Annotated in this window: 15 protein-coding genes; 8 read left to right on the top strand and 7 right to left on the bottom strand. The window is 47.7% G+C overall.

Features of this window, described 5'->3' with window-relative positions:
- The first annotated feature begins 3 nt into the window (after nt 1–3).
- Nucleotides 4–894, top strand: coding sequence for a TIGR01777 family oxidoreductase (locus tag A1s21148_RS04135; RefSeq protein ID WP_095671197.1), 891 nt, complete (start codon nt 4–6; stop codon nt 892–894).
- Here A1s21148_RS04135 and A1s21148_RS04140 read toward each other — a convergent pair.
- Together A1s21148_RS04140 and A1s21148_RS04145 are read right to left on the bottom strand one after the other, a co-directional pair.
- The gene (locus A1s21148_RS04140; protein WP_095671198.1) at nt 871–2,037 is read right to left on the bottom strand and encodes a protoporphyrinogen/coproporphyrinogen oxidase; all 1,167 of its coding nucleotides are present in this window, start codon (nt 2,035–2,037) and stop codon (nt 871–873) included. The two genes, A1s21148_RS04135 and A1s21148_RS04140, sit on opposite strands and share 24 nt — an antisense overlap.
- Before the next feature lie 34 nt (nt 2,038–2,071).
- Nucleotides 2,072–4,219 carry an MMPL family transporter gene (locus A1s21148_RS04145; protein ID WP_223299350.1) on the bottom strand — a complete coding sequence of 716 codons (2,148 nt, stop codon included), beginning with the start codon at nt 4,217–4,219 and terminating at the stop codon, nt 2,072–2,074.
- Between the two features lie 90 nt (nt 4,220–4,309).
- Here A1s21148_RS04145 and lipB point away from each other — a divergent pair, with 90 nt between their 5' ends.
- From lipB to A1s21148_RS04165, 4 genes are read left to right on the top strand one after another with little or no spacing between them, the layout of a single operon-like run.
- Nucleotides 4,310–4,966, top strand: coding sequence for a lipoyl(octanoyl) transferase LipB (gene lipB / locus A1s21148_RS04150; RefSeq protein ID WP_190276863.1), 657 nt, complete (start codon nt 4,310–4,312; stop codon nt 4,964–4,966).
- Entirely contained in the window at nt 4,963–5,907 is a 945-nt protein-coding gene (gene lipA, locus A1s21148_RS04155) for a lipoyl synthase (RefSeq protein WP_095671199.1), read from the top strand. The genes lipB and lipA overlap by 4 nt, the downstream gene beginning before the upstream one ends.
- Nucleotides 5,900–6,598, top strand: coding sequence for a lysophospholipid acyltransferase family protein (locus A1s21148_RS04160; protein WP_095671200.1), 699 nt, complete (start codon nt 5,900–5,902; stop codon nt 6,596–6,598). The genes lipA and A1s21148_RS04160 overlap by 8 nt, the downstream gene beginning before the upstream one ends.
- Before the next feature lie 5 nt (nt 6,599–6,603).
- Nucleotides 6,604–7,281: a DUF4191 domain-containing protein gene (locus tag A1s21148_RS04165; protein WP_095671201.1), complete on the top strand. Its 678-nt coding sequence runs from the start codon at nt 6,604–6,606 to the stop codon at nt 7,279–7,281.
- Here A1s21148_RS04165 and A1s21148_RS04170 read toward each other — a convergent pair.
- Nucleotides 7,271–7,624 carry an RDD family protein gene (locus tag A1s21148_RS04170; protein WP_095671202.1) on the bottom strand — a complete coding sequence of 118 codons (354 nt, stop codon included), beginning with the start codon at nt 7,622–7,624 and terminating at the stop codon, nt 7,271–7,273. The two genes, A1s21148_RS04165 and A1s21148_RS04170, sit on opposite strands and share 11 nt — an antisense overlap.
- Nucleotides 7,625–7,856: 232 nt before the next feature.
- Here A1s21148_RS04170 and glnA point away from each other — a divergent pair, with 232 nt between their 5' ends.
- Both glnA and A1s21148_RS04180 read left to right on the top strand, forming a co-directional pair.
- Entirely contained in the window at nt 7,857–9,290 is a 1,434-nt protein-coding gene (glnA, locus tag A1s21148_RS04175; protein ID WP_095671203.1) for a type I glutamate--ammonia ligase, read from the top strand.
- Nucleotides 9,291–9,331: 41 nt separating this feature from the next.
- Nucleotides 9,332–10,180 carry a Na+/H+ antiporter NhaA gene (locus A1s21148_RS04180; protein ID WP_223299443.1) on the top strand — a complete coding sequence of 283 codons (849 nt, stop codon included), beginning with the start codon at nt 9,332–9,334 and terminating at the stop codon, nt 10,178–10,180.
- Here the strand turns inward: A1s21148_RS04180 and A1s21148_RS04185 are convergent.
- The 4 genes from A1s21148_RS04185 to A1s21148_RS04200 all read right to left on the bottom strand — a co-directional run bounded on the left by A1s21148_RS04185 (nt 10,158) and on the right by A1s21148_RS04200 (nt 13,872).
- A complete protein-coding gene (locus A1s21148_RS04185; protein ID WP_095671205.1) occupies nt 10,158–11,570 on the bottom strand; it encodes a purine-cytosine permease family protein in 1,413 nt (470 codons plus the stop codon). The two genes, A1s21148_RS04180 and A1s21148_RS04185, sit on opposite strands and share 23 nt — an antisense overlap.
- 34 nt (nt 11,571–11,604) lie before the next feature.
- Nucleotides 11,605–12,132 carry a GNAT family N-acetyltransferase gene (locus tag A1s21148_RS04190; protein ID WP_125932387.1) on the bottom strand — a complete coding sequence of 176 codons (528 nt, stop codon included), beginning with the start codon at nt 12,130–12,132 and terminating at the stop codon, nt 11,605–11,607.
- A gap of 154 nt (nt 12,133–12,286) precedes the next feature.
- Nucleotides 12,287–13,129, bottom strand: a complete 843-nt coding sequence (locus tag A1s21148_RS04195; RefSeq protein WP_095671207.1) for an SDR family oxidoreductase — start codon at nt 13,127–13,129, stop codon at nt 12,287–12,289.
- Complete coding sequence (locus tag A1s21148_RS04200) at nt 13,129–13,872, bottom strand: enoyl-CoA hydratase-related protein (protein WP_095671208.1); 744 nt, start codon at nt 13,870–13,872, stop codon at nt 13,129–13,131. Before A1s21148_RS04200 ends, A1s21148_RS04195 begins: the two co-directional genes overlap by 1 nt.
- Before the next feature lie 174 nt (nt 13,873–14,046).
- Here A1s21148_RS04200 and A1s21148_RS04205 point away from each other — a divergent pair, with 174 nt between their 5' ends.
- A complete protein-coding gene (locus tag A1s21148_RS04205; RefSeq protein WP_095671209.1) occupies nt 14,047–15,315 on the top strand; it encodes a uracil-xanthine permease family protein in 1,269 nt (422 codons plus the stop codon).
- Nucleotides 15,316–15,396: the final 81 nt, after the last annotated feature.

Raw genomic sequence — 15,396 nt, forward strand, 5'->3', positions numbered from 1 at the left:
TCTATGTCAGTTCCACAACGTATCGCCATAACTGGCGCATCCGGTCTTATCGGAAGCGCGCTAGTCGGGCATCTGAAATCTGAAGGCCATACTGTTCAGCGCCTGGTTCGTCGCGCAACTGTTGCACCTGATGAGATTCAGTGGGATCCCAAGACAGGTTATGTAGATATCGAAGCGCTACGTGGCGTGGATGCCGTTATTCACTTAGCTGGCGTTGGAGTTGGCGATAAGCGTTGGACCAAACGATATAAATCAGAGATTCTAAATTCACGCTTACTCGGAACAACTGCGATCGCTAACGCAGTTGTTGAAGTAAAGCCACAGGTCTTTATCTCAGCAAGTGCAATTGGTTGGTATGGAGATTCTGGAAATCGCGCTGTTGTTGAAAGCGATTTTGTAGGTAACGACTTCTTAGCTGCAGTTTGCCGCGAATGGGAAGGTGCTGCCGACCTCGCCGGAGACGTACGCACTGTAAAGCTGCGCACTGGTTTAGTTCTTGATCCAACTGGTGGCGCGCTCGGTCGCATGTTGCCACTCTTTAGATTCGGACTTGGCGGAAAACTCGGTTCCGGTAAGCAATGGTGGTCTTGGATAACTCTCCACGACGTAGTCCGTGCGATTATCTTTGCGCTCGAACACCCAATTGCAGGACCGGTAAACCTAACAACTCCCAACCCTGTTACCAACCAAGAATTTACCGCTGCCCTTGCCCGCGCAATGAATCGACCTGCGCTCTTTCCGGCACCGGCAATTGCGCTAAAGATCGCACTCGGTGGTTTTTCAAGCGAAGTTCTGGGTTCTAAGAAAGTTATGCCTAACGCTCTAAGCGATGCAGGATTTGTTTGGGATTACCCGCACATTACCAACGCCTTAACGGCGTTGATCGATCAATAACTGCTCTGCCGCTTTTCTGCCCGAAAGCAAAGCACCGTTCTGCGAAGGCGATTCTAGATAATCTCCCGCACAAGAAATATTCTTTTCAATCTTCACTGCTTGGCGCTTTATAAATCCTGGCTCAAATAAAGGCAGCGCCGAGTTAATTTCATATTTAGCTAAGAATCTCCACTCTTCTGTCGATGCTCCCCACATCTGAGTTAGGTGGCGACGGACTTCAGATTCAGATGAATGTCTGATAGTTGTTGAAGAGATTAAGTGTTGACCGCTTGGTGCATAGGCGCGCGACAGGTTCGAGATAACAATTGAGTTAACAACCGGTCCGCGCGCTTGGCTATCAACGATTAACTCAGCGTTATCTGTTGGGGAAACTGAAGTTGAGTGGTACCAAGTTGTAGAGCTGGCTAAACGGCCAATTTCCTGAGCCCCTAACAGCTGTCCAGCAGTAGTTAGGTCGGTTGCAAGTATTACTCCAGTGGCATTGATTCTTCCTTTGTTGGTAAGAACGCCTTTGCTATTAATCTCTTCGACCTGGGTGTTGAAACGTAAATCTTTGATCTGCTTGGCCATGCGCGAAGCAAACTCCCCCACACCCTTTGACGGAATACCTGACTTTCCATTTATAAATGAGGCAATAACTTCTCGGCCGATAACTGCGCTAACTTGTGAAGGTTCGGCAAGGAAAACGCCCTGCAGAAAGGGTTTTAGAACTTTTCGGTAGAGATCAGCTGTTCCTGTGCGAAGCAGGTGTTCTTCTACGCTCTCATTCTCATTGGGGGCAGAAGTTAAATACCGAAGAAAACTTGCCTTCGCAAAAATACCGCCCGTCTTGCTTGAGAATATTGAGAAAAGGGATGAGCGCGGATCTCCTAGCCTTGTGATTCCATCAGCGCTTGTTACCCCAACCGTGCGCGGAGCAACTTTAAAATCTACGCCCTCAAGATAATTGCCGTTCTTTATCTCGGAGTAATTTGCATTTATCAACTGGAAGCCGCGATCTAAAATAAATCCATCGATCTGATCACTGGCAACCCGACCACCCGCACGATCGGATGCCTCAATTACAACAACATCTGCACCGTTTTTCTGCAAGGTAATAGCTGCGCTCATTCCAGCTAAGCCCGCACCCACAACCAGATACATAACGGGGTTATCGCAGAATTATCAGGTGCACTAGTTATTTGTTCTGTAGCTTTGAAGGCCACCAGATTTTTGGTCCGATCTCGTGAACCAACGCTGGAACCAGAATTGAACGAACGATGATGGTATCTAGCAGAACACCAAATGCGACTGCGAATCCCAACTGGGCTAGAGGCACCAGCGGCAATAGACCGAGTACGGCAAAGGTCGCAGCTAAGACAATTCCTGCAGATGTAATTACCGCTCCTGTGACCGTAACCCCCTTAGTCACGCCAGCGCGAGTGCCAATCTTGGCGCTCTCTTCTCGCACGCGAGTCATCAGGAAGATGTTGTAGTCAATACCAAGTGCAACTAAGAAGATAAATGCAAACAATGGGAATGAGTTATCTCCTCCTGCAAATCCAAAGACATGGTTAAAGACCAGCGCACAAACGCCCAGGGTTGCGAAGTAACTAAGTACAACTGTTCCGAGCAGCACCACTGCACTCACAATGCTTCGGAGTAAGACTCCAAGTATCAGAGTGATGACAAGCAAAATAATTGGAATAATTGTTCTGTTATCTCGATTATTCGCTGTACGTACATCGAAGTAGACAGCACTTGTTCCGCCTACGAGTGATGTTGAATCCGCAGCGTGTGCGAGTTCGCGAATCTTTGGAATGTCATTTCCGGCCTCCACGCTATCCGGAGCCTTATCCAAGGTCACATTCAATATGGCCCGCCCATTTACGATTTTGACCTCAGGGGTGGGTCCGCCTTCTAACGCCATTCCATCAAACATCGGAACAACTTCAGTTACTCCCGGTGCGTTTTTAACGGCTGCAGTTACTGCGCCAATTTTATCGGCAGCGACAACTATCTGAGTTGGGTCGCCTTGCCCACCAGGGAAGTGCTTCTCCAGTAAACGCTGACCAACAACAGATTCAGGCTTACCGGTAAATGTGTCAACTGTACCGATTCCGTCTGCTTTCAAAGTTGTCGATGCGCTAGCGAAAGCCAGTAATACAACGCCAGTAATAATCCATGCCTTACGAGGATTGCCCGCGATTGAATTAGAAATTTTTGACCAAGAGCCACTCATGACATGGTCATCGCCATCGTTCTTCGGAACTCGTGGCCAGAAGATCCAGCGACCAAAGATAAGAAGGAGCGCAGGAAGAAGAGTAAGAATCGTAAACATCGATACAACGATCCCGATTGCACCAATGGGTCCTAGACCAGCTGTGTTGGTTAACTGGCTAAAGAGCAGAACTAAAAGTGAGATAGCGACGGTAGAACCAGAAGCCAAGATTGGCTCCCAAACACCTTTATAAGCAGCGCGCATCGCATCAAAGCGGTTCTCAAATAAATGTAACTCTTCGCGATATCGAGCGATTAAGAGAAGCGCGTAATCTGTTGCTGCGCCAATAACTAGTACCGAAAGGATTCCTTGGGATTGTCCATCAACGTCGATGATGTCGTTCTTAGCTAGAAGGTAGACAATTCCACCCGCGGTAGAGAGTGCAAAAAGCGCTGAAAGTAAAGGAATTATCCAAAGAATTGGTGAGCGATAAACAACGATCAAGATTACTGCAACTACGCCGAGCGTGGTTAGCAATAACTTAGAATCGATATCACCAAAGGCGCCAAAGAGATCGCCGAGCAATCCTGCGGGACCCGTTACGTAAGGTTCAAATCCATTTGCCTTAGCTATTGGTTCGAGATCCTCGCGCAAAGCCTCGACCACCGCTGGAAGAACCGGCTCATCATTTGGAAGAAGTTTCGAAATCGCGTTCCCATCAAGTGGAATGTTTGCAAGTAACGCTTCTCCATCTTGCGAAGGAAAGACCGAGATACCGGAGCCAGGAGCAAGGAATTCAGAGATCTTTGCGGAGGTTCCTGCCAAAGTTAGGTTTCCAACTTGTAGTACTCGCTCATTAATCGCTGCAAATGTTGCTGGCGTGGAGCTACCTTCAAAGAGAACTAGTGCTGGGAAGTTAAATGAATCCTGAGAGGAAAATAGCTTTATCTGATCAGCAGCCAAAGTTGCTTCAGCGCCCTTAGGCAAGAATGAGGAGTTGTTGTTCTCCTGAACTGAAGTCAACTTTCCAAATAGCGGTCCAAAGATGCCAGTTATGACAAACCAGAGGATTACAACCAACATCGCCCAAGCAAAGGGCTTACGGTTCTTTTGGACGTTCTGCATTTGGAAGTTTTGTGACACGTTGAGATGGCCTTTCGGTGCGTGGATCGAGCTGATTTCGCTAGGTGCATAGCCTACCTTTAGGCTGTGCATGTGGCTCTACAAGAAGCACCTAGCACGCCAGTGATCGAAATCTCGCGCGCTGGATTAGTGGAGTATGAGCAAGCACTCGCAAGGCAGCGCCAGTTTCATCAAGAGGTTGTTGCTGGCACGCGTCCCAACTCGCTTATTTTGTTGGAGCATCCTTCTGTCTTTACTGCCGGAAAAAGAACTCAGGACTTTGAACGACCTACCGATGGCACACCAGTGATTGATGTGGATCGCGGCGGGCGAATAACTTGGCACGGACCAGGGCAACTCGTCGGTTACCCAATTGTTAAATTGCTTAAGCCAACCGAACTTGTCGGTTTTGTTAGAACGCTCGAATCCGCGCTGATCGAAATCTGTTCACATTTTGGGATCGAATCGCAAAGAGTTGAAGGTCGCTCAGGAGTATGGGTCTGTGATGACAAGGGAGAGCGAAAAATTTCGGCGATTGGAATTCGCGTCGCCTCCGGGGTCACAATGCATGGTTTTGCGTTAAATGTGAGCCCTGACCTAACTGCCTTTGAACAGATCGTGCCCTGCGGAATAGATGATGCTGCTGTGACCTCTATGGCGCGCGAACTTGGGCGTGAAATTAGCATTCCTGAGGTGGCTTCGATCGTTGAGAAAGCGATAACCGCTGCACTCGGTAAGGTAAGCGCATGAGCATCGCTCCAGATGGACGTAAGTTACTTCGCATTGAGGCTCGCAATACCGAGACCCCAATCGAAAGAAAACCAGAGTGGATCAAGACTCGTGCAAACATGGGTCCCGAATACACCAGACTTCGTTCGCTAGTTAAAAGTGAAGGTCTCCACACAGTCTGCCAAGAAGCGGCCTGTCCTAATATTTTTGAATGTTGGGAAGATAAAGAAGCAACATTTTTGATAGGTGGTGATCGTTGCACTCGTCGCTGCGATTTCTGCAATATCGATACCGGTAAGCCTCTTCCAATTGATCGCGAAGAGCCACGCAAGGTTGCCGAATCGGTTAAGAGCATGGGACTTAAATACGCAACTATTACTGGAGTAACTCGCGATGATCTTCCAGATGAAGGTGCTTGGTTATATGCCGAAACTATCCGTCAGGTACACGAGTTAAACCCTGGTTGCGGCGTTGAAATGTTGGCGCCAGATTTTCATGCCAAGCCAGAGCTGCTAAATCAGATTTTTGAAACGAAGCCAGAAGTATTTGCTCATAATTTGGAGACGGTCCCCCGCATTTTCAAGCGAATCCGTCCCGCATTTACCTACGAGAAATCACTACACGTGATCAATCTGGCCCGCGAATATGGTTTGATCACCAAATCGAATCTAATTCTAGGACTCGGTGAAACCCGCGAAGAGATTTCTCAAGCTTTGGTTGATTTACAAGATGCGGGCTGTGACTTGATTACCATCACTCAATACCTTCGTCCTACAAATAAACATCATCCTGTTGAGCGTTGGGTAAAGCCTGAAGAGTTTGTTGAGCTCGCTGCTGAAGCAAAAGAAGTTGGCTTCCTTGGAGTTATGAGTGGCCCACTTGTTCGCTCGAGCTATCGCGCAGGCAAGTTGTATAAGCAAGCCCAAGAGGCTCGCGTGGCTCAAGGTTCAAACCTTGGCTGAAGTCGTTTATCCACCTGTAATCGTTGCGCTAAAAACTTTTTGGAAGTATCTCGGCCTGCAATTTACCTTTACTGGTGAAGCGCACATCCCACGCAAAGGTGGCGCAATTCTTGCAATGAACCACATTGGTTATTTGGATTTTGCGCTAATTGGTACCGCAGCACTGCCTGCCAACCGACTTGTACGCTTTATGGCAAAGAAGGAAATCTTCGATAATAAGTTAGCCGGACCGCTTATGCGCGGCATGCACCATATAAATGTTGATCGCAATAACGGTTCGGCATCATTCGTCGCAGCGCTCAGAGCGTTACGTAGCGGTGAGATCGTCGGCATATTTCCAGAAGGAACTATCTCGAAAAGTTTTGAGATCAAAGATTTGAAATCAGGCGCAGTCCGCTTAGCAATGGGTTCTAACGTGCCAGTTATCCCAGCAGTTATTTGGGGCTCGCAAAGAATTTGGACTAAGGGCGTAAAGCGAGATCTCCGTCGCAAAAACGTTCCAATCTATGTAACTTTCGGTGAGCCACTTCACTTTGAAAAAGGTAGCGATGTCGAATCTGGTGAAAAAATCCTTCGGGAAAAGTTGATCGCTTTACTGCATGAAGTCCAGGAAAGTTACCCAGATAGCCATATCGGCCAACGCTGGGCGCCGCTGCGTCTTGGTGGTACGGCACCTGCTCCCCTAAACTAACGATCATGTTTAAGAAGAAGGCGAAAGAGCCAAAAGTTAAAAAGGTCCGTTTCAAAACTTTCCGCGATGCTTACTCCGTTACCAAGAGCGTTAAACCTTGGATCGGTGCTGGAATATTCGGTGTCTTTGCAATCACTTGGTCTATCGGTATCTCAACAGGGTTAGTTGTTGGTCATCCGATCTACCTTGGCTTTGTATCGCTGCCCGTCGCGGCTCTTGCGGCGATGTTCTTCTTCACGCGCATCGCAGCTTCTGCCGCATACGTTTCGATTGAGGGACAGATCGGTGCCGGAGCAAGCGTTTTGATGGCGATTCGTAAAGGTTGGGTTACCACGCCAGCCGTTGCAGTTACTAAGAATCAAGATATGGTCCATCGCAGTATTGGACGTGCCGGAATTGTTATTACTGGTGAAGGCACCCAAGCGGTGCGGATGATGTTGCAAGATGAGCGAAAGAGATCTGAGCGATTTGCGCCAGGCGTTCCTGTTACTGAAGTTTATGTCGGTGATGGCCCTGGCCAAGTTCCACTTCGTAAATTACAGAAGCACCTGACAAAGTTGCCTAAGAAATTATCTGCTCACCAGATGCGTGAAGTTCGTGCGCGCTTTAAGGCCGTCGGCGGAATGTCGATACCAATTCCAAAGGGGCCAATGCCAAAGGGCGTTCGTATTCCTAAAAGGTAGGTTGTCTTAAATCTAGAAGTTTTGTACCACTAAATCTTTCATGTAGCCCACGACCATTTTCGTCGTAGGTAATTGCGGTAACTACTAAGCAGAGAAGTATGGTGCGGATAAAGGATTGTCGCAGTGTCGGATTGGTGCCGCTCTGAAAATTGACCACCTTGACCCGAATCGCGCGATGGCCGGCGGTCGCTCCCCCGAGGGCGGTAAGTAAAAAGGTTTCGATGAAAAAGACGGCCAGAGTCCAGGTAGTGTCACCAATGAGCCCGAGGGCGATTGCGTAACACATCAGCCAATCGATGCTCAAGCCCAATAAGCGGCGGCCGAGGCTGATCTGATGTTTCATGGCGTGAGCCTACCGAGTGGGTTCTAGTTTTCAACAAGGTTTTACACCTGAAGGAAGCGTCAGCGGCTGAAGGTTTTACATGGCTGTAACACGCCAGTTATGTCAAAAGGTCCTTTAAGTCTTAGGGTTTACCCAGATCGGTCGCCCTCAAAGATGAGGCCCCGAGTACACCTGGCAGATATCAAATTCGGCCTTAGACTCGAAAAATTCGATTACATGAGGAGTTCGATTAATGTTTAAAAATGCAGCAGAAGTTTTCGCTTACATCAAGAAAGAAGATGTAAAGCTCGTCGATGTTCGCTTTACCGATCTACCCGGTATTCAGCATCACTTCAACGTTCCAGTTGAATCATTCGATGAAGCAGTTTTCACTGATGGCCTAATGTTCGATGGTTCATCAATCCGCGGATTCCAGTCAATCCACGAATCAGATATGAAGTTGCTGCCAATTCCATCTTCAGCATTTATCGATCCATTCCGCTTGGAAAAGACACTAGTCATTCTCTTCTCTGTCCATAACCCATCTGATAACTCTCCTTACTCACGCGATCCTCGTGGAGTTGTTGCAAAGGCTGTTGATTATTTGAAGTCAACTGGAATTGCAGATCAGGCTTTCTTCGCGCCTGAAGCTGAGTTCTACGTTTTCGACGCAGTGCGCTTTAGCACTGGAATCAATGAGTCTTTCCACCACATCGATTCTTATGAAGGTGCTTGGAATACCGGCATCGTCGCAGACCCAGATGGAACTCCAAACCGTGGATACCGCACACGCGTTAAGGGTGGATATTTCCCTGTTTCACCAACTGATCAATTCGCAGATCTTCGCGATGAGATGGTTATGGAACTCGGTCGCGCTGGCTTGCTAGTTGAGCGCTCACACCACGAAGTTGGTACCGCAGGACAGATGGAAATTAACTACCGCTTTACCGACATCCTCAGCGCCGGCGATGAATTGATGAAGTTTAAGTACATCATTCGAAACGTTGCCTGGGAAGGTGGCAAGACTGCAACCTTTATGCCAAAGCCACTTTTCGGTGATAACGGTTCAGGTATGCACGTTCACCAATCACTTTGGAAAGATGGCAAGCCACTCTTCTTCGAAGCAGGAACATACGGAGATCTCTCCGATATGGCTCGTTGGTATATCGGCGGACTCTTGAAGCACGCTCCATCACTTCTTGCATTCACCAACCCAACTGTTAACTCATACCGTCGTTTGGTTCCAGGTTATGAAGCGCCGGTAAACCTCGTTTACTCAGCGCGTAACCGTTCTGCATGTATCCGTATTCCAATTACAGGTTCATCACCAAAGGCAAAGCGCATTGAGTTCCGTTGCCCAGATCCATCATCAAATCCATACCTAGCATTCGCCGCAATGTTGATGGCCGGTATCGATGGAATCGTTAACAAGATCGAGCCACCTGCTCCAGTTGATAAGGATCTCTACGAACTCGAAGGTGCCGAAGCTGCAGCAATTCCTCAGGTTCCAGGTTCCCTTGATGCTGTTCTAGATAGCCTCGAAAAGGATCACGAATTCCTTACAAAGGGTGGAGTCTTCTCAGAAGACTTGATCTCAACATGGATCGAATGGAAGCGTAAGAACGAAGTTGATTACGTTCGCTTGCGTCCACATCCAGCAGAGTTTGAACTCTACTTCGATATTTAAGTTGGAGTAAGTCTAGTTTTAACTAGCAACAGCCCCGTCGAATCTTCGGCGGGGCTTTTGCTTTACCTTGTACTCTTTACAACATGATCTTGGATCTCTTAATTGCAATCTTCTTCCTCTTTGTAGGAATCGAGATAACTGCGACGCTTACTCATCCAAAGCAAGTGCTTCTGCCCGCTATCGCAGCGCTTGGCGGAATGGTTATACCTGCATCGATATTCCTTATACTAAATCCTGGATCACAAGCGTGGGCAACTGCCATGCCTACTGATCTGGCTCTGGCTCTTGGCGTGTTCGCACTTTTAGGAAAGAGTGCCAACCCTGCAGTTCGGATATTTCTCTTAACGCTGGCGGTTGCCGATGATCTGTTCTCACTTATCGTGCTCGCTATTCTCTATGGAGATCAACTGGACATGGCGCACAGTGCATCGACTTTGGGGGCAGCAGCCCTAGGCGCTAGCCTCGCAATAATTCCGAAATTTCCAGTTAAGCAAGTTGTCGCAATTCTCTCGCCACTTTGTACATTCTTTGTAATCCCCGTTTATGTCATCGCTAAATTAAGCCAAGGAATCTCAATGGATTCCATTACCTCTGAGACCGCGATTTCATTAACAATTGCACGCGTAATCGGCAAGATACTCGGCATAACCCTTTTCGCATGGTTAGCCATTACGCTAAATATCGTTCGGCTTCCTAGCGCTTTGAAATTATCTGAAATAGCTGGAGTTGGAGCATTGGCTGGCATGGGTTTAACCGTCGCACTTGTCATCTCTGAAGTTGCCGTTGAAAGCAAAGAAATTCAAGGCGATGTCAAGACAGGATTAATTATCTCAGCGTTAATCTCTGGAATGGTTGGTTATATATGGCTCAAAAAGCCTCTTGCGCTTTAATTTCTTTTCTCGCTAGTAGGTAATGGCCACCACCACCTATCGCAAGCGCAAGAAGCACGCCCACATTAGCAAAAGCCCAACTACCTTCTTTGCCGCCGATGATAAAGAGCAAGTAACCCTGCCAAGAAAGCCAGCTAGCAAAGGTATTAGTTACGAAACCCCAACCAATAAATGTTCCTATTGCCATGATTGAAAGCGACCGCTTATTCCAAGAGCCGTAGCGGCCACTTTCGCTGTAAAGATCTTCCTCCGAATATGCGTGTTTACGAAGAAGCACATCAGTTACAAAGATCGCTGACCAAGTAGCGATTGGAACACCTAAGGTGATTAAAAAACCTTGGAATGGGTAGAAGAAATTATCGGCAATCCAAACAATATAGATCGTGCCAAATAGCATCACCGCACCGTCAATTATCGCTGCGATATGTCTCTTAACCGGAAGACCAATCGAGATAAGAGTTAGCCCCGATGAGTAAAGGTCGAGAATTGCTCCGCCTACCAATCCGAGGATGGCGATCAAGGCAAAGATAGCTAAATACCAAGTAGGAAGAATTGTGGTTAGCGCACCGATGGGATCCATGGCAATTGCCTCATTTAGCTTTGGATCACTGCCGGAAAGTGCGGCGCCATAAATCACCAGAATAATTGGAACGATAGATGCGCCAAGAACTGTCCAGCCTACGACAGATTTACTAGAAGTCGTTCTTGGTAAATATCTGGAGTAATCGGCTGCTGCATTAACCCAGCCCAGACCTATGCCAGTTATGCCAAAAATTAGTGCGCCGATAAATGCTTGAGTGTTGCCTGAAGGAATTGCTGAGACGCTCTCCCAGTTGACTTGATCGATCGTCAGAGCAATATAAATCAGCGTTGCAAACACGGTTACGAGAGTTAAATACTTCTGCAGGCGCATAATCACCTTATGTCCGAGGACTCCCCCATAAATAGTTAGTGAAACAGCGAGGGCAAATCCAATCACCATTGCTAGATCATGATTGATATGCCCAATTCGGATAAAGACTGTTCCGGTGGCAAGAGTTGCAAGAGAGACTAAAACCGTTTCCCAACCAACAAAGATTAGGTAGGACAAGAGACCGGGAACGATATTTCCTTTTACTCCGAAGACAGCGCGAGAAAGCACCATCGTTGGCGCACTCGATTTCTTTCCTGCGATTGAACTAAGCCCCACTAAAAGGAATGAAAGGACTGTGCCAAGTACCGCGGCCAGCGTTGCTTGCCAGAAGGAGATGCCAAATCCCAGGAAGAATGACCCGTAGGAAAGCGCCAACAAAGAGACATTTGCCCCGCACCAAGGCCAGAAGAGCGAGGATGCCTTGCCTGTACGTTCACTCTCGGCGATGACATTTGTTCCATTAAGTTCTAGTTGCATCTTTTCCTTAATCTATTTGGTGCAAGTCTAGGGCTTACTTCTCTTTACGTTGGTAAGAAGAGAATTCGCCTATTAGCGAAAATCCAACCTTTTCATATGCGCGCTTGGCGCTAACGTTTCCAGCGAAGACTCCTAAGCCAACATGTGCAATGCCTCTGCTATTTGCAGTTGAGAGCATTCGTGAGACAAGTGTTTGGGCCAAGCCTTTGGAACGATAATCCGCATGTGTTGCAATAGATGCGAACATCACTTCTCCAGTTCGCCATTTGACCAGGGCGCCAGTTGCTACCAATTGATCATCTTCGCGAATCGCTCCCCAAAGAAGAACCTCTTCATTTCCTGGCCAAACCGAAGAGTTTGGAGCATGCACTTCAAGTAGCGCCTTTACCTCTTCATTGTTCGTCGCTTCGTCGGCACCTTCAAAAGCCGCGAATGTATGAGTATCTATTGAATAGAAATCCCAATCTGCGCGATGGACAAAGTTACCTAAATCAATTTCCAATCCGCGAGATATTGCTACGCGATCGCATTCCAGAATTTTCGGATTTCTACCAAGCGCCATTGCGAAAATAGAACCATCTTCATCCTTTACGGAAAAACTTAGATTTTCAGGATCTACAATTGCCTCGATAAATTTGTGCTCTGGTGAATACGTAGTAAAGGTCTCAAAGAATTTAGGCCTACCCTCCAGAAGTTCAAGTACCTGACGATGGTCTTTAATCGAGGAAGAAGTCAAGAAGAAAGTCCGTTGTTCCAGGAACTACTGAATACTTTTCAAGATCGGTAATTCCAACAGAAGCTAGAACTTCATCATCTACGAAGAAGTTTCCAGTGCAGTCCTTGGATTCGCGATTTAGAATTACATAAGCGGCATCAGCCAGTATCTCTGGCGTTCTGCAAGCAGCAGTATCAACGCCAGGAATCATCTGCAGCGCAGCTGTGTCGATCGCCGTGCGTGGCCAGAGAGCATTAATGGCGATTCCAGTTTTGCGGAACTCCTCTGACATTCCAAGTACGCACATCGACATTCCGTACTTTGCCATTGTGTATGCGACGTGATGTTGGAACCACTTTGCCTTCATGGAAAGCGGTGGAGAGAGCGTGAGAATGTGAGGATTGCGCCCAGCCTTTGCCGACTCGCGAAGATGCGGGATCGCAGCCTGTGAAGTTAAAAAAGTACCGCGCACATTCACATCGAACATCAAATCAAAACGCTTGGCTGGTGTTGCCTCTGTTGGCGTTAAATTGATGGCGCTTGCGTTATTTATCAAAATATCGATGCCACCGAACTCTTGCGCTGCCTGATTTACAGCAGCTGCAATTTGCTCTTCATCTCTTAAATCGCATTGGATCGGTAGCGCCACTCCACCAGCATCACGAATTTCTTGGGCAGCAGAGTGAATCGTGCCAGGCAGTTTCGGATTAGGTTCAGATGTCTTGGCTGCGATTGCAACAGATGCGCCATCGCGCGCTGCACGTAGGGCTATCGCTAGACCGATGCCTCTCGAACCTCCAGTAACAAAGATTCGCTTTCCTGAAAGATCTCCAGAGATTGTCATTACTTACCCTTCTTAGCCATAAAGTTCATAAACGCTTCCATCGCTTCTTCGGATTGAAGGGCGAGTGAGAAGAGCTCAAATTCTGCTTTCATAACTGCGGCAACGGCATCGTGCTTGCTCGCCTTCAAAAGCGCCTTGGTGTTGATCATCGCTTGTGGTGGTTGCTCCGAAATATGAGTTGCGATTTCCAGAGCCTCACGTAAAGGATCAGATGCAATCGATGCAACTAGCCCCATCTCTTTCGCGCTATCGGCGTCAAAACTTTCTCCGGTCATAAATATCTTCGCAGCTCTTTGATATCCAACCAAAAGTGGAAAGAGATAACTTGAGCCCGCTTCTGGAACCAATCCAAGGGATGCAAAAGGCATCGAAAACTTCGCGCTCGGTCCCGCGACTACAACATCGCAATGCAACAACATCGTTGTTCCAACTCCGACGGCATTTCCCTTTACTGCGGCGATTAGCGGTTTTGGAAACTCGAGTAGCGAACCAAGAAAACGAGCAACGTCACTGTCTTCATTAGTTGGTGGATTAGCTAAAAAATCTGCAATGTCATTCCCTGCGGTGAAATGATCGTCCTCAGAAGTGATGATCAATGCGCGAACTCCAAAGTCGCCGGCCGCCTCATTTAGCCCATTTGCAAGGCCCGCATACATCTCACGTGTGAGCGCATTCATTTTTTCGGGGCGGTTAAAGGAGAGGATCTGTATCGATCCCTCACGCCGGCTGGTGATTTGATCCATGCCCGAATACTACTCGCCAGTAAAACTAAGACTCACCAAGGTTTAAGTCGCCTGAACCTCATAAGTGAGTCGTACCCTTAAGCATTCCCTGAAACTTCCCCAGCAAAGAGGGCCCACGCTCGGTGGACCTTCCTTAAGCGCCATTACCGTCTGCGGTAATCGGAAAGGAAGACAATGTCGTTACTTTCATGGAAGCTCCACGGAAACGGAAAGAGTGTATCTGCTGGAGGAGTCGTATCAACAGATGAAAGACTTACTTGGCCTCGCACAATCGGAGTCGGTCTACAACATATCGCTGCGATGTTTGGTGCAACGTTTCTAGTTCCGATTATTACTGGCTTCTCCCCTACAACAACTCTCTTCTTTTCAGGAATTGGAACCATCCTCTTCCTAATAATCACCAAAAATAGAGTTCCAAGTTATCTAGGTTCATCCTTCGCATTTCTAGGGCCGATCGCAGCAGCAATGACAGCAGCTGGAACTGGTGGCGGAATGGCAGCAGCACTTGGCGGAATCGTCTTCACTGGTGTAGTTCTCGCCTTGGTTGGTCTGGCCGTTCGTGCAGCAGGAATTGGTTGGATTAACTGGCTACTTCCACCAGTTGTAACTGGAACGATCGTTATGTTGATCGGTTTCAACTTGGCAGGTGCTGCAAAAGGTAACTTCACCAAGGAACCACTAATTGCGATCATTACGCTTGCGAGCATCGGTGTAATCGGTGCATTCTCAAAAGGCTTTATGAGCCGCATCAGTATCTTCTTGGGGCTTGTTGTTGGATATCTCGTCGCGCTAGCCATGGGCGATGTCGATACAAAGGGAATCTCAGCAGCTGCTTGGTTCGACACCCCAACATTTACAACACCAACATTTAGCACCAACATCATGATCCTCTTCTTACCTGTCGTTCTTGTTTTGATCGCAGAGAACGTCGGCCATGTTAAGGCTGTAGCTGCGATGACCGGAAAAGATCTAGATGATCAAATGGGCAATGCGCTGATGGCAGATGGACTTGCAACAACTGTTGCTGGTTTTGGTGGTGGCTCTGGAACAACTACGTATGCAGAAAATATTGGAGTAATGGCGGCAACTCGCGTTTACTCAACTGCTGCATATTGGATCGCTGGCGTTGGAGCAATCTTGCTATCGCTATCACCAAAATTTGGCGCAGTTCTAAGCGCTACTCCTGCTGGTGCCCTAGGTGGCGTATCAACAGCGCTCTTCGGAATGATCGGCATCTTGGGTGCGAGAATTTGGATCGAGAGCAAAGTTGATTTCTCTAACTCAACCAACCTACTGATTGCAGCATCTGCTCTAATCATGGGTATTGCTGACTATTCATGGACCCAAGGCGATTACACCTTCACAGGTATCGTCAACGGAACGCTCGTTGCTGTAATCGGTTATCGAGTGCTCCATGCAATTTCGAAAGCTCGGGGCAATTAGCCTGTAAGTAATTAACTACCGAATAGGCGGGCCAAGCAATTGGTCCGCCTATTTCTTTCCCACATCAATTGATATTTGGTT

It is taken from the genome of Candidatus Planktophila lacus, from assembly GCF_002287925.1.
In the GTDB taxonomy this organism is placed as follows: Bacteria; Actinomycetota; Actinomycetes; order Nanopelagicales; family Nanopelagicaceae; genus Planktophila; species Planktophila lacus.